At 60.5% G+C, this 14060-nt stretch carries 15 protein-coding genes; 5 read left to right on the plus strand and 10 right to left on the minus strand.

What is annotated here, in order from left to right:
• Positions 1–72 precede the first annotated feature (72 nt).
• The 6 genes from KK488_RS09560 to KK488_RS09585 all read right to left on the minus strand — a co-directional run bounded on the left by KK488_RS09560 (position 73) and on the right by KK488_RS09585 (position 4842).
• Positions 73–261 (minus strand): hypothetical protein, encoded by a 189-nt coding sequence (locus KK488_RS09560; protein ID WP_214622922.1) that lies wholly within the window; start codon positions 259–261, stop codon positions 73–75.
• A complete protein-coding gene (gene ccoP, locus KK488_RS09565; protein ID WP_214622923.1) occupies positions 258–1133 on the minus strand; it encodes a cytochrome-c oxidase, cbb3-type subunit III in 876 nt (291 codons plus the stop codon). Before ccoP ends, KK488_RS09560 begins: the two co-directional genes overlap by 4 nt.
• Positions 1124–1294 carry a cbb3-type cytochrome c oxidase subunit 3 gene (locus KK488_RS09570; protein ID WP_214622924.1) on the minus strand — a complete coding sequence of 57 codons (171 nt, stop codon included), beginning with the start codon at positions 1292–1294 and terminating at the stop codon, positions 1124–1126. The genes ccoP and KK488_RS09570 overlap by 10 nt, the downstream gene beginning before the upstream one ends.
• 4 nt (positions 1295–1298) lie before the next feature.
• The gene (ccoO, locus tag KK488_RS09575) at positions 1299–2018 is read right to left on the minus strand and encodes a cytochrome-c oxidase, cbb3-type subunit II (protein ID WP_214622925.1); all 720 of its coding nucleotides are present in this window, start codon (positions 2016–2018) and stop codon (positions 1299–1301) included.
• 6 nt (positions 2019–2024) lie between these two features.
• Positions 2025–3671 (minus strand): cytochrome-c oxidase, cbb3-type subunit I, encoded by a 1647-nt coding sequence (ccoN, locus tag KK488_RS09580; RefSeq protein WP_214622926.1) that lies wholly within the window; start codon positions 3669–3671, stop codon positions 2025–2027.
• Positions 3672–3765: 94 nt separating this feature from the next.
• Positions 3766–4842, minus strand: coding sequence for a substrate-binding domain-containing protein (locus KK488_RS09585; protein ID WP_214622927.1), 1077 nt, complete (start codon positions 4840–4842; stop codon positions 3766–3768).
• 189 nt (positions 4843–5031) lie between these two features.
• Here KK488_RS09585 and KK488_RS09590 point away from each other — a divergent pair, with 189 nt between their 5' ends.
• The 5 genes from KK488_RS09590 (at position 5032) to gdhA (ending at position 10443) form a co-directional block, all read left to right on the plus strand.
• Positions 5032–6516 carry an aldehyde dehydrogenase family protein gene (locus tag KK488_RS09590; protein WP_250890219.1) on the plus strand — a complete coding sequence of 495 codons (1485 nt, stop codon included), beginning with the start codon at positions 5032–5034 and terminating at the stop codon, positions 6514–6516.
• A gap of 85 nt (positions 6517–6601) precedes the next feature.
• Positions 6602–7570, plus strand: a complete 969-nt coding sequence (locus KK488_RS09595) for a methionyl-tRNA formyltransferase (protein WP_214622928.1) — start codon at positions 6602–6604, stop codon at positions 7568–7570.
• 138 nt (positions 7571–7708) lie between these two features.
• Positions 7709–8329: a 5-formyltetrahydrofolate cyclo-ligase gene (locus KK488_RS09600; protein WP_214622929.1), complete on the plus strand. Its 621-nt coding sequence runs from the start codon at positions 7709–7711 to the stop codon at positions 8327–8329.
• A gap of 210 nt (positions 8330–8539) precedes the next feature.
• Positions 8540–8953, plus strand: coding sequence for a nucleoside diphosphate kinase regulator (rnk, locus tag KK488_RS09605; RefSeq protein WP_214622930.1), 414 nt, complete (start codon positions 8540–8542; stop codon positions 8951–8953).
• A gap of 140 nt (positions 8954–9093) precedes the next feature.
• Positions 9094–10443 carry an NADP-specific glutamate dehydrogenase gene (gene gdhA / locus KK488_RS09610; RefSeq protein ID WP_214622931.1) on the plus strand — a complete coding sequence of 450 codons (1350 nt, stop codon included), beginning with the start codon at positions 9094–9096 and terminating at the stop codon, positions 10441–10443.
• Positions 10444–10608: 165 nt separating this feature from the next.
• Here gdhA and KK488_RS09615 read toward each other — a convergent pair whose 3' ends face one another.
• The 4 genes from KK488_RS09615 to KK488_RS09630 all read right to left on the minus strand — a co-directional run bounded on the left by KK488_RS09615 (position 10609) and on the right by KK488_RS09630 (position 13788).
• Positions 10609–12207, minus strand: a complete 1599-nt coding sequence (locus KK488_RS09615; RefSeq protein WP_214622932.1) for an FMN-binding glutamate synthase family protein — start codon at positions 12205–12207, stop codon at positions 10609–10611.
• A 103-nt stretch (positions 12208–12310) separates the two neighbouring features.
• Positions 12311–13102, minus strand: coding sequence for a uroporphyrinogen-III synthase (locus KK488_RS09620; protein ID WP_214622933.1), 792 nt, complete (start codon positions 13100–13102; stop codon positions 12311–12313).
• Positions 13087–13581, minus strand: coding sequence for a GreA/GreB family elongation factor (locus tag KK488_RS09625; RefSeq protein ID WP_214622934.1), 495 nt, complete (start codon positions 13579–13581; stop codon positions 13087–13089). The genes KK488_RS09620 and KK488_RS09625 overlap by 16 nt, the downstream gene beginning before the upstream one ends.
• Positions 13582–13584: 3 nt before the next feature.
• Complete coding sequence (locus KK488_RS09630; protein ID WP_214622935.1) at positions 13585–13788, minus strand: hypothetical protein; 204 nt, start codon at positions 13786–13788, stop codon at positions 13585–13587.
• Positions 13789–14060 lie beyond the last annotated feature (272 nt).

The raw sequence follows: 14060 nt of genomic DNA on the forward strand, positions 1-14060 counted from the left end.
CGCAAATGGTTCGTTGCGGGGCAGGGGGGGAACAACCGGGGGCAAAGTCATCGTCCGTCTCTCCTCAATGCATCAGCACGCCGGCTTCGCCGGGGAGTAGGGGATTTGCGTGCCCGCTGCTTGGCCCTTTGTGTCGGAGGTCGCGCAGCCTGGGTCCGACTGCGTAGCGACATAGACCAGGTGCGCATTGGCAAGAATGACGAGCAGCATGCCGGCGCCGACAAGCAGCCAATAGAAGGAGCGCGAGCGGAACAGTCTCATTGCTTCGTTCCAAGATCGAGTACATAGGCTGTGAGAATCTTGCGATCCACCGCGCTGAGCCGCTGCCCCCATGCCGGCATGACGCCCTGCCGCCCGCCATAGATGCTGGTATAGATCGACGGGGCGTCACCGCCGTAGATCCAGTGAGTGTCGGTCAGATTGGGGACTCCGATCGCCTGGTTGCCGCGGCCGGTCGGGCCGTGACAGACCTCGCAATTGGCGGCGAAGATTGCCCGGCCTGCATTCACTTGCGCAGCTTGGCCCTTGGCCGATGAAGGAACGGAGAGAGACTGGACATAGGCTGTCACCGCCAGGATCGCATCATTATCGAGAATTCCATCGCGGCCAAAAGCAAGCATCTGGTTCACCCGCGATCCCTCCATGCCGCTGTTGACGCCGACTTCGATGGTGTGCGCCACCGTTTGTGGATCTCCGCCCCACAGCCAGTCCGCATCGACCAGATTGGGAAAGCCGTTTCCGCCAGTCGCCTTCATGCCATGACATGCGGCGCAATTGTCACCGAAAAGGCGGTGTCCGTCCTCGCGCACCACCGCCATCAGCGCTGCATCGGCGCGTATTTGCGGCACGTCCAGTTTGGCAATCCGGCTCGCCCAGTTCGCTTTCTGCGTAGCCGACACATCAAGATGCTTCGCGACCTGGGACTTCTGATCGATGCCGAGCAGGCCCTTGGTGTAGGTCCGCCCCAGCGGCCAAGCGGGCATCAGAATCCAATATCCCACCGAAAACAGCGCCGCGAGACTTAGGAAGAACCAGACGGCGCGCGGGACTGGCGTATTGAGTTCCTTGATGCCGTCCCAGTCATGGCCGGTGGTCATGTGCCCGCTGTGCGGATCGCGCTCTCTCACTGCCATGGTGCATCCTCATCGTCGATGATGTCCCTCGCTGCCTTGTTGAAGCGCTCCCGGTTGGCTGGCCAGCAGCTATAAACCAGCGCCGTCGCGGCCATCGCTATCAGATAGAAGAGGCCAACGCTCTTGGACACGGCGACCAGCAGATTGTGATCGATGCTCACGGCTTTACTTACCTTTCGGCTGGGTGGCGTCGCTCAGCTTGCCCAGCACCTGCAGGTAGGCGACGATCGCATCCATTTCGGAAACCGTGCGCGGATCGCCATCGAAGGTGCGGATCTGTGTCGCCTTGCCATAACGGTTCGCTAGAGCCTCCTCATCGGCGTCACCCGGCGAAGCCTGTGCGATCGCGTCGGCCCGAGCATTGGCGATCATTGCATCGGTATACGGCACTCCGACCGTCCGCTGCGCACGTAGATGATCGCCGAGGTCCTGTGTGCGCAGTTCCGTCTGGCTTAGCCAGTCGTAGCGGGGCATGATGGACTGGGGCACGACATCACGCGGATTGTTGAGATGCGCTGTATGCCACTGATCGGAATATTTGCCGCCAACTCGCGCGAGATCGGGGCCGGTACGCTTCGAGCCCCAGAGCATGGGGTGATCATATTTGGATTCGACTGCGAGCGAGTAAGGGCCGTAGCGATCCACCTCGTCTTGTAGTGTCCGGATCATCTGCGAATGGCAGGCGTAGCACCCTTCGCGGATATAGATATTTCGGCCGGCAAGTTCGAGCGGCGTGTAAAGCCGCATGTTGGGATCATGCTCGACCGTTTCGTCGATCGTAAACAGGGGTGCGATCTCCATAAGACCGCCAATGCTCGCAACCACGATGATGGCGATCGCCAGCGTGATGGATTTGCGTTCGATCCGGTAGTGAGTCTTGAACATGGCCACTCATTCCGCAGGCAGGAGTTCAGGTGGAGCCAGCTCGTCCGGAGCCGCCGCGGATATGGCGGAGGACCAGCGGATCGTCCTCCACATGTTGTAGCAACCCACGAGCGTTCCGCTCAGGAACAGGAGACCGCCAATGGCGCGCGCCACGTAATAGGGATGCATGGCGACGACGGAATCGAGGAAAGAATAAGTGAGCGTGCCGCTGTCATTATAGGTGCGCCACATCAGGCCCTGAATGATGCCTGAGTTCCACATCGAGAAGACGTAGACGAGGGTCCCGGACAGGGCGAGCCAGAAGTGAACTTCTACCAGTGTCGGCGAATACATTCGTTCGCGCTTCCACAGCCATGGAATCAGTGCGTAGAATGAACCGAACACAATGAGCGAGACCCAGCCCAGTACGCCCGCGTGAACATGGGCGATGGTCCAATCCGTATAGTGGGAGAGCGCATTGACGGGCCTGATTGCCATGAAAGAGCCCTCGAAGGTCGAGAGGCCATAAAAGACGGCCGCCATCATCATGAAGCGCAGCGTGGCGTCGTCGCGGACCCGGTCCCAGGCGCCGTTAAGTGTGAGCAGGGCGTTGGCCGCCGCGATCCACGAGGGCACGAGCAGCATGAGCGAGAAAGTCATGCCCAGCGTTTGGACCCACTCCGGCAGCGCGGTGTAGTGTAGATGGTGCGATCCTGCCCACATGTAGAAGAAGGTGATGCCCCAGAAGCCAACGATGGACATGCGGTAGGAGTAAATGGGCCGCTGCGCGCGCTTGGGCAGATAATAGTACATCATACCCAGGAAGCCCGCCGTCAGGAAGAAGGCGACCGCGTTGTGGCCATACCACCACTGCGTCATCGCATCCTGGACGCCGGCGAAGAGCGAGTAGCTCTTTGCGCCCGCGAAAGAGACCGGGACGGCGAGATTGTTGACGATATGCAGAATTGCGACAACCAGGATGAACGCAAGATAATACCAGTTGGCCACATAGATATGCGGCTCCTTGCGGCGGGCGAGCGTGCGCATATAGAGAATGAAATAGGCGACCCAGACGACTACCAGCCAGATGTCGGCATACCATTCCGGCTCGGCATATTCCTTCGACTGGGTAACGCCCATGAAGTAGCCGGAGATGCCAATGAGGCAGAAGAGGTTGTAGCCGAGCAGCACAAACCAGGGGCTGAGCTGATCGGGCAGACGCGCGCGCGATGTGCGCTGCATGACATGGAAGGATGTTGCGATCAGCGCGTTGCCGCCGAAGCCGAAGATCACGCCCGATGTGTGGGCCGGCCGCATTCGTCCGAAACTCGCCCACGCGGCGTCGAATGTCGCGTCCGGATAGGCAAGCAACCACGCCACCCAGTCACCGATAATCATGCCGAAGACCGCCCAGATCATGGCAATGATGATTCCGACCTTGATCGGGTCGTCATAATAAGATGCGAGACGTGCCTCGCTTGGCGGCGGTGCTAAAAAGCCGCGCAGCAAGATCGCCATGACGCCCAGCGAAAAGAGCATGACCAGATAGCCATGCATTTCCATCGGGTCTCCGTGCCCAGCGGCGGCCGCAGCCATCACCAAACCGCATAGCGTCAACACGATGAGGATGGCCAGGGCGCCCTGCCGCTCGCCGACTGTCAGATTGGAAACCACGTTTGAGTCCCGACTGTTTCGAACCGCGCCTATCATAATAAATGCATAAAAAATACCTCTTTAAGCGCGCGAGCTGCCATTGAGATTGGTGACGCTATTCCGCGCTGCGGAACATGTCCGGGATGGTCCGAACCTCACCCATGTTCTTGGCCATGTAGCCGGGAATTTGCGCGATTGCCTCGTGGAACTCGTCGCCACGCATCACCGACAGCAGGCGCTGGACCGGCTCAAGATCGAGGGCCTCGGTGAGGCAGACGAAGAAATAATCTTCTGTCACCAGTCGGACAAAATCGAGATCGAACTGACGCGCAGCTGCTTCGACACCAAAGGCCGCGTCAGCCATACCGCTCGCGACATACGCGGCGACAGCAGCGTGCGTGAACTCGGATTGCTCATAGCCATTGATCTGGCTGGCATCGAAACCGTGCTGCTCCAGAAGCTGGTCGAACAGTAGCCGCGACCCCGAATTGGAGTCGCGGTTCACGAACCGAAGGGTGGGATCGAGTAGCCGCTCAAGATTGTAGATCTTGAGGGGATTGCCGCGCTTGACGATCAGGCCCATCTCGCGCGTCACGAAGCCGATGACGCGATGCCGGGCCGGGAGGACCAGCTTCCGAGCGTCGGCGATGCCGCGCTTGCGCAACATCCCCTGAGCCAGATGCATGCCGGCCAGATCGCAGCCGTCATGGGCCAGCGAGATCAGTGAGGCCGGATTGCTTACATAGCGCAGATCAAAGGGGATGTCTGTCTCACGGTCGAGCATGTCGCGCAGCTTGGAAACAGCAAAGCCGTGACTTGCATGGATGCGTAGCGCGGCGACCTGCCGCGGCAGAAGCTGATTGATCTCGGTCTCCAACTCTTGCGAAAGATTTTGGAGTTGAGGTCCAAGCCTGGCTTGCAGTCTTTGCCCGGCCCAGACGAGCTTTTCGCCGAGCGGGGTCAAATGTGTGCCTTTGCCGCGCTTTCGCTCGACTAAAGGCGCTTCGAAAAAGCCGGCCCAATTCTCAATGAGATTCCAGGCGTGACGATAGGAGAGTCGCGCATGGCTGGCCGCACGCGTGATTTTTCCGGTCGCCCGGATTTCATTGAGGAAATCAAGAAGGACAAGCATCGCCTGCGGGTCGCCGTCGCGGCGAAAACGCCATTGAGGTGTGATCTCGATCCGGATCATGACCACTTTCTCCATGCCGAGAAAGGGCGTGAATAATATGCATTCAAATACATATTATGATGCCCACAATGTGTTCTGGCTGCATAAACTCTGCCCATGATCCGGTGAGAAATATCATATTCCCTTGTTTGAGCAATGGCCCATATCGTCTCCGGCAAGGATCATCGGAATCTGCCAGAGAGTTTAAATATGCAACAGACGTCATATGTTGAGCGCCCAGCCGTTGATATGCCGGCGATCTCGCGCCACGATCTACTGATCCATGGCGAGCGTGTGCCTGCCAAATCGGGGCGCTATTTCGAGACGCTCGATCCTTCCACCGAGGACGTCATCGCATTGGTCGCGGAAGCCGATGCGGCCGATGTCGACGCAGCCGTCAAGTCGGCCCGCGACGCGTTCGAGAACAGCTGGGGCCAATGGCGTCCAGCCGATCGCGGCCTTGCGATGCTGCGCCTCGCCGAACTGATCAAGCGCGATCAGGAGGAACTTATCGCGCTCGAGAGTCTGGATTCCGGCAAGCCGGTCTCTGCCGTGCGCCGGCAGGACCTTCCTTCCGTCATCGACACGCTGATCTATTATGCTGGCTGGGCTGATAAGATTAACGGCCAGGTCGTGCCGGCGCGGACCGATGCCCTGACCTACACGGTGCGGGAGCCCATCGGTGTAGTGGGCGCGATCATCCCGTGGAATTTTCCCCTCATGATCGGCATGTGGAAGATCGCCCCAGCGCTCGCTTGCGGATGCACGGTCGTCCTCAAACCCGCCGAACTGACTCCGCTGACAGCCCTGAAGATCGGCGAACTGGCATTGGAAGCAGGCTTGCCCGCCGGCACGCTCAACGTTGTCCCTGGCTTTGGCAACAAGGCGGGGCAGGCGCTGGTCGACCATCCTGACATCGACAAAGTGACCTTCACCGGCTCGCCGGGCGTCGGCCGCCAGATCCTGCGCGGTGCTGCCGGGAACTTGAAGCGCGTGACGCTGGAGCTGGGCGGCAAGTCGGCCAACATCATCTTCCCAGATGCCGACGTCGAAACTGCCGTCAAGGCGGCAGGCTCCGGCATCTTCTTTAACACCGGCCAGGTTTGTTCGGCGGGCTCGCGTATTCTCGCACACCGCTCGATTTATGATGAGGTGGTCGAGCGTTTGGTTGGCCGCGCGCAGGGCATGCGGCTGGGCGATCCGCGTGAAGAGAAGACATCCATGGGTCCGCTCATCTCACAGACGCAGATGGAGCGCGTGCTCAACTATATCGAGGTCGGCAAGCAGGAAGGCGCGAAGATCGCCACCGGCGGCGCGCGCCATGGCGACAAGGGCTATTATGTCAGCCCGACGGTTTTCGCCGGCGTCGAGCATGAGATGCGCATCTCCCAGGAGGAGATCTTCGGGCCCGTCGCCACGGTCATTCCCTTCGAGGACGAAGCCCACGCCATCCGTCTCGCCAATGGGACCAGCTACAGCCTCGCTGCCGGCGTCTGGACCGCCGACATAACGCTCGGTCTCCGCATGACCAGGCGCCTCAAGGCCGGCACTGTCTGGGTGAACACTTACGGGCCGACTGATGTGCGCTTGCCGTGGGGCGGCATGGGCGATTCCGGTTTCGGCCGCGAACATGGCGACGCGGCTATCGAGAATTTCACCGAACCCAAGGTCGTCTGGATCAACACCGGCCGCTGAGCCGCAGACACCCTCGACCACAGCACTCCCCGGTCAGCCGGTCGCTGCCGGAATGGGTCATTATTGCCTCACGAAGGAGACATATATGCGCATCGCCATCTTCGGCCAGCAGGCCTTCGGCAAGAGCGTCCTCGAAGCATTTCTCGACCGTGGCGATGAAGTCGCCGCCGTCTTCTGTGCGCCGACTAAGCCCGGCGCACGCCCCGACCCGCTCGCCGAAGCGGCGCAGGAGGGTGGTATCCGCCTCCACCAGTTGCCCTCGCTCAAGGGGCCGGAGGCAGCTGAAGCGCTTCGGACCGCCAACGTGGACATTGCGGTCATGGCCTACGTGCTGCAGTTCGCGCCGCAGTCGCTGGTCAACATCCCGCCGCATGGCACGATCTGTTATCATCCCTCGCTTCTCCCAAAATATCGTGGGCCAAGTTCGATAAACTGGCCGATCATCCGCGGCGACACGCAGACGGGGCTCACCATTTTTCGGCCAAGTGACGGTCTCGATGAAGGACCGGTCGTGCTTCAGAAGATCGTCGGCATCGGCCCCGACGACACGCTCGGCAGCGTCTATTTCAATCACCTCTTTCCGATGGGTGTCGCGGCGATGTTGGAAGCCGCCGATCTTGTCGTCGCGGGCAAGAATCGAGAGGTCGTCCAGGACGAAAGCCATGCAAGCTATGAGGGCTGGTGCAAGGATGAGGAAGCCCACATCAACTGGCACCAACATGTGGACGCGATCTATAATCTGATCCGTGGCTGCAATCCGGCACCGGGCGCCTGGACGACCTGGAATGGCAGAACGCTGCGCCTGTTCGACGCCCGCAAGATTCCCGTGCGCAAATTGAGCGACGTTGCCGGTAAGCCTGGCGAGGTCGTGGCCGTCGGCGAGCGCAGCGTGATCGTCGCCGCGCAGGGCGGCTCGATCGAATTGCTCAAGGTGCGTCTCGATGGCGGCGACAAGGTCGCGGCCTCTGTATTCGCGACTGAGAACGGCATCATGACCGGTACGAGGCTCGGCATTGCAGTGGAAGCTGCCGCCAAGCAGTCGGAACCTGTTTAACTACTTCTCGGCGGCTTGGCCGGGGGACGCGCCACGGATCGAGCCGGGGTCCGCCATGACCTTCCTCGCGATCCGTGGTGCGTTATTCCCTTATGCCCATGAACAGCGATGCTCGTCTCGAATTTGGAAGGGTAGGTAGTGAGCGCTTCTATCGACATTCGCACCGCAATCCATGCCTTGCCGGCTGCTGAGGTTCCGGCTTGGCGCAAGGCGATGCGTGCTGAGCTGCTGGACGCACGCCTACGCATCCCGTCGACTTTGCGAGCGAGTTGGAGCGAACGCATCGCCCGGCATTTGCTTGAGCGGATTGAGGGGGCGGACGCGCGCATCGTCAGTGCCTATTGGCCGATCCGAGGAGAGCCGGAACTGCGGCCTCTTCTTGAGACGCTCGCTAAGCGGGGCATCCGCACCGCGTTGCCGGTTGCCACCGCGCTTGGCCGTCCGCTTATTTTCCGGGAATGGAAGTCAGGCGATCGGTTGGAGCGCGGCTTGTGGAAAATCCCATTTCCCGCTGACGGGGCCATTGTTGAACCCGATGTCGTAATTTCCCCGGTCGTTGGGTTCGATCCCCATTGGTACCGGCTGGGCTATGGAGGCGGCTTTTTCGATCGTACGTTGGCGGCAATGGCGACACAGCCGCTGGTATTGGGCGTGGGCTACTCGTTGGCCGCCATTGTTACGATACATCCACAACCTCACGATATTCCGATGTCCGCCATTATCACGGAACATGGTCTGATCTCCGAAAAGGCGCGATGACGTTTGACTTAGAGTGCTAAGGGCCCCATGCTCCGGTCATGTTTGGTCACACCTTCCATCTTCGGTTTCGACACCATGGGGGTCAGCTTCTCGCGGGCATCTAGCCCCGGGTTCTGGTGCGACACGCCCCGAGCCCGGGGCCGCCTTCGCTAGATTGATGCGCAGAGGCTGACCGGGCCTCGCGCCCCCTCATCGCCGAAAGCCAGCATCATGGAAATGCGCGCCGAAAAGAAACAGCCCGCCATTCATCTGATCGATGAAGAGGCAGATGCCCTGACCAACCTCGCGATCGGGGTCGCTGACAGCTTGCCGCAGGTCAGCGAACTCCTGCTTGTCGAAATAGGCAGGGCCGTCATTGATTCGCGGGAGACCATCCCGGAAGACATCGTGACGATGTTCGCCACGATCGAGTTCATCGACGAGGCCAACGGCGCCAGTCGTTCAGTCCAGCTCGTCTATCCCAAGGATGCGGACATTTCCGCGGGCCGCATCTCCATCCTGACGCCTGTTGGCGCCGGGCTCATCGGCTTGCGAGAGGGCCAGTCGATCCTGTGGCCTGACCGCGAAGGCCACGAGCGGCGATTGAGGGTGGTGAAGGTCGCTCAGCGAGCGCCGGACGCCTGAGCCGCTGTCCCCTCAGCGAGGCGGGCGATCACCGGGTGCCTTCCCCGCGAAACTGATCATCAAGATCGACAGGCGCTGCGCGACCGCGTGAAGCGCGCGCGCCGAAGCTTCGATCAATAACCTAAAAGAGGACGAACGCCGTGTTGAGGATCGACGAAAAGCTGCAGCCCATCCTGCACGATGTCATCAAGCGGAATGCGGGCGAACCCGAATTCCACCAGGCAGTCACAGAGGTTCTGGAAAGCCTGGGGCGCGTCATCGCCAAGCGTCCTCACTATATCGACAACGCGCTCATCCAGCGCCTGTGCGAACCCGAGCGGCAGATCATCTTCCGCGTCCCCTGGGTCGACGACAGCGGGAATGTGCAGATCAACCGGGGCTTTCGCGTCCAGTTCAATTCGGCGTTGGGCCCCTATAAGGGCGGTATCCGTTTCCACCCATCGGTCAATGTCGGCATCATCAAGTTTCTCGGCTTCGAGCAGACCTTCAAGAATGCGCTGACAGGCATGCCGATCGGCGGCGGCAAAGGCGGGACGGACTTCAATCCACGCGGCCGCTCCAACGGCGAAGTGATGCGCTTCTGCCAATCGTTCATGACGGAGCTTCACCGGCATCTGGGCGAATATACCGACGTCCCCGCAGGCGATATCGGCGTGGGCGGGCGGGAGATCGGCTATATGTTCGGCCAGTACAAGCGCCTGACTAATCGTTATGAGGCCGGCGTACTCACGGGCAAGGCGTTGTTCCATGGCGGCTCGCGCGCCCGGACCGAGGCGACCGGCTACGGCGCGACCTACTTCGTCGAACGGATGCTGGCGACGCGCAATCTCAGCTTTGACGGCAAGCGCGTCACCGTTTCCGGCTCCGGAAACGTGGCCGTCTACACGATGGAGAAGATCATCGAATTTGGCGGCATCATAGCGGCCTGCTCGGATTCCAATGGCTATGTCGTTGATGAAGACGGCATCGACCTTGATCTCGTCAAGGAGATCAAGGAAGTCCGCCGTGAACGCATCAGCGAATATGTCAGCCTGAAGGGCGGGCGCAGTCATTATGTGGAAGGCGGGTCCATCTGGGATGTGCCGTGCGACATCGCGATGCCGTCTGCCACTCAGAACGAGTTGACCGGCAGGGATGCGTCATTGCTCATCGAGAATGGCGTTGTTGCGGTGGGAGAGGGGGCTAACATGCCTTCGACCCCGGACGCCGTGCGCCTCTTTCAGGAAGCAGGCATATTGTTCGCACCGGGCAAGGCGGCCAATGCCGGCGGGGTTGCCACATCCGCCCTCGAAATGCAGCAAAATGCGTCCCGCGACAGCTGGTCATTCCAGCAGACGGAGGCCCGCCTCGCCGCAATCATGCACGACATCCACGACCGGTGCGCGGAGACGGCGGAGGAATATGGCGCGCCGTCCGACTATGTCCTGGGGGCCAATATCGCGGGCTTCGTGCGCGTCGCCGAAGCGATGGACGCACTCGGCGTGATCTAGAAACGGGGGCGGTCAATTCTCGGCGAGTTGCGCGCACCGACCTGACCGAACTGCGCTTTCGCAGAAACAGTCAAACCGCTAAAAAGCTGTCTTTTGGGCTTAAACCGGTCGGATTATGAGTGCTCCAGGCAGTGGGTGAGGGATGCTGAGAGCCGGAAAAGTGCATCAGACGGCCATCTCGAAACTGTCTGCTCGTGCCAGCTTCCATGCCGCGCTATAGAAATCGCGATCGTGCGAGCCAGATAGCAGTTCACCTTCCTCCAGAAACATATGGAGCTGAGAGAATAATCTGATCTCAGTAAGCGATACGCGTCGGACGAGATGGTGCGGCCCGAGTTGCGAGGGGTGACATAGGCCGGCAGCGGCAATCATTTCCGCCAGCGCGTTCATCGTGTTCCGATGGAAATTGTGTACGCGTTCCGCTTTGTCGGGAACGACCAAAGCCCGCTGGCGCATTGGATCCTGAGTAGCCACACCGACCGGACATCGGTTGGTGTGACATGACAGCGACTGAATGCAGCCGAGCGCAAACATAAAGCCTCTTCCCGCATTGGTCCAGTCGGCGCCTAAAGCCAGAACCGCAGCCATGTCGAACGCGCTCACGATCTTGCCTGCCGCGCCGATCTTGATTTTGCTGCGTAGGCCGGCGCCGACGAGTGTGTTGTGGGTGAAGAGCAGGCCTTCGCGCATCGGCATTCCAAGATTGTCGGCGAACTCGACCGGCGCCGCGCCGGTGCCGCCTTCGGCGCCATCGACCACAATGAAGTCTGGATGCAGGCCCGTCTCGCGCATCGCTTTGACGATACCCATGAATTCCCAAGGCTGGCCAATGCACAGTTTCATTCCGACCGGCTTGCCTTTGGCCAAGCGACGCAACTGAGCGAGAAACGTCACGAGTTCGATCGGCGTTGAGAATTCTGTGTGTCGCGCAGGCGAGATGCAGTCTTGATCAACGGGCACGCCGCGCGTGGCGGCGATTTCGGCGGTCACCTTGGCGCCTGGCAGAATGCCGCCATGTCCCGGCTTGGCGCCCTGACTGAGTTTAATTTCGATCATCTTGACCTGGGGAACGGCCGCTTGGTCGGCGAAGCGGCCCGGGTCGAACCGGCCATCGGCCGTACGGCAGCCGAAATAGCCACTTCCAATTTCCCAGATGAGGTCCCCGCCATGCTCGCGATGATAGGGACTGATCGCGCCTTCGCCGGTGTCATGCGCAAAGCCGCCGAGCTTCGCACCCTTGTTCAGCGCCAAAATCGCGTTCGCGCTCAGCGCGCCGAAGCTCATCGCCGAGATGTTGAAAATGGATGCCATGTAAGGCTCCGCCCCGTCCTGCCCTCCAATCGAGGTCCGGAAGGTGGCAGGGTCAGCAATCGGAGCGGGGCGAGTAGAGTGTGCGATGAACTCATAGCCCTCGCGATAGACGTCCACCAGTGTGCCGAAGGCGCGGTCGCTGCTCTGGTTTTTGGCTCGCGAATAGACGAGCGAGCGCTGGGAACGTGAGAATGGCGTCTCGTCATTGTCGGCTTCGATCAGATACTGTCGAATTGCGGGGCGAATTTCTTCGAAGAACCATCGCAGCCGGCCGATGAGCGGATAGTTCCTGCGTACCGAATGGAGCGGCTGAGCCAGGTCGTATAATCCGACCAGGGAGAACCAGAGGCTAGCCACGAATAGCGGCACCGCCCATGCTTGCGGTATATAGACACCGCTGACGATGGCGATGACCAGGCATAAGCCCAGCGCCGTGAATCGAGTAAGAGGCAATATTAAGCTCCGGTTATCCTACAGTCTTGTGTTCGACCGATCTGCGAAAGCGACGGTGGATCATCGCCTGAATTCCAGCGGCGCGGTCCCGTGACGTTTCGCGCTATCTGCTGTGCGACAGGTTGTCATTTGCAGGCGGGCGACGAGAATGCGCGGTGCGCACGGACGACCAAGGCACACGCGCAATTGAGGCAACCTGACGGACCGCCTGGCATGTTGGCTGATCCCGCACGAGTTCCATCATGGAGGCCTCGGTCGGTTGCCGCGCGGCAAAGAGCGCAATGCCGGGCACATCTGAAAACTTGTTCATGCAGGCCTTCGAAATGCACCAGATTGTGCCGTTCCACTGGAGGCCTTTCAGCACTCTCGCGACGCGTTCGGCAGCGCGCGGGGAATGCACCATGATTCCGTCGATTTGGGAAAGCGCGCGACGCACCTCGACGAGGGCGCGCAACGGCACAGGCTCGGCCGCATAGACTATGCTGCGTTCTGCAAGATAGCCACAGCGTTTGAGGAAGACGGTTAGGTTTCCAGCCGCTTCGCGCGCGCAGAAATGAACAATTCGCGCCGCAGAAATCTTCTGCAGGATGAGCCGTTGGAGGTCCTCGACGGCGCCATTTGCCGAGAAGACCTGGTGATAGCCGGCCTGCTGGGCCACTTCTGCGGTTCGATCGCCGACCGCGAAGACCGGAAGCCTGAAGAGATCTGCTTGCGCAGGATGATGGCGCACACCATTCACGCTTGAAAACGCGATTGCCGCTGGCGCTCGCGGCACGCTGCTCGGAACGCGTCTAATCTCGAGCACCGGTGCCCGGATCACGTCGTGACCCATTCTCTCGAGATGGCGTGCGGTCAAACCGTTATCGGGCGCTGTGCGGGTTATCCAGATGCGCATGCTTGCCCCGCGAGAGATGTATTGCGCTCTATTGGCCCACTGCCGCGCCGCTCGCGCCGGCGCACGTCCAGCAAGCGAACCTCAACCAGGCGATGGTCATCGCACGGCCAGAGGATTTCATCACGGGCTCGCAAGCCGAATAATGCGGCTCCGTAACGGGTGCCCGAGCCAAGCAGTCCTGACCCGTCCGCGCCGCCGTGAACGAGCATCGCATGTCGATGCCTACCATCGAGGGTGAAATGCACATGGCTGCCGATGCGAGCGACGGTCAGGGAGGCTGTATCCTGAGGGACATGCACGGCTTGGCCGAGTTTGGCCGCAAGCAGATGAGCGATGAGGTCGTCCTCAACGTCGAGCAGGATGCGTTTGAGATATGCGACATCCGCTGCCGTCAGCCGCGGATGAAGATGTGCGTGTAGGGACTTCCAAATGCGGCCAAACACCTCGACCGCATGAGGAGAGATCCAGTCGGCCGACACGGCTTAAGTCCGCTCGCCATTCTCGCGTTGAACGCGGTGAACCCGAGCCAACTCAGCAACCCCGCTTTCAAGCGCACGGGCGCGGCGGAAGACCTTGCTATCCATCGAACGAAAATCGGAATCTGATGTGAAGAACTGAAAACCGCCCCGCACACGAACTGCGACGCCGACAAGCCTTCGATCTGCCTCTACAGCGAATCCGTCCATTTTCTAAACCTCCTCATGGGGCGACGCATTCGCCGCCCAGACGGCGCTAAACGCCGCGATGTGTGGAAGCCGGCACGCAGCCGGCGGGAGGAGAGCCTAGGTCAGGCGATTGTCGGGAGACGCGCCTGCCTAGGGGTGGAGGCGCTCGGTGCTGCTCCCGGGATGCAAGTCCATGTGCAGAAGGGGAATGGTTGCGTCCATATTCTCAACATGACCTCTCTGGCGCGAAAGTCAAATTACGGAACTCGGGCGGCGTGACTGGCCATGATCCG

The organism is Sphingobium nicotianae, from assembly GCF_018603885.1.
GTDB classification, from domain to species: domain Bacteria; phylum Pseudomonadota; class Alphaproteobacteria; order Sphingomonadales; family Sphingomonadaceae; genus Sphingobium; species Sphingobium nicotianae.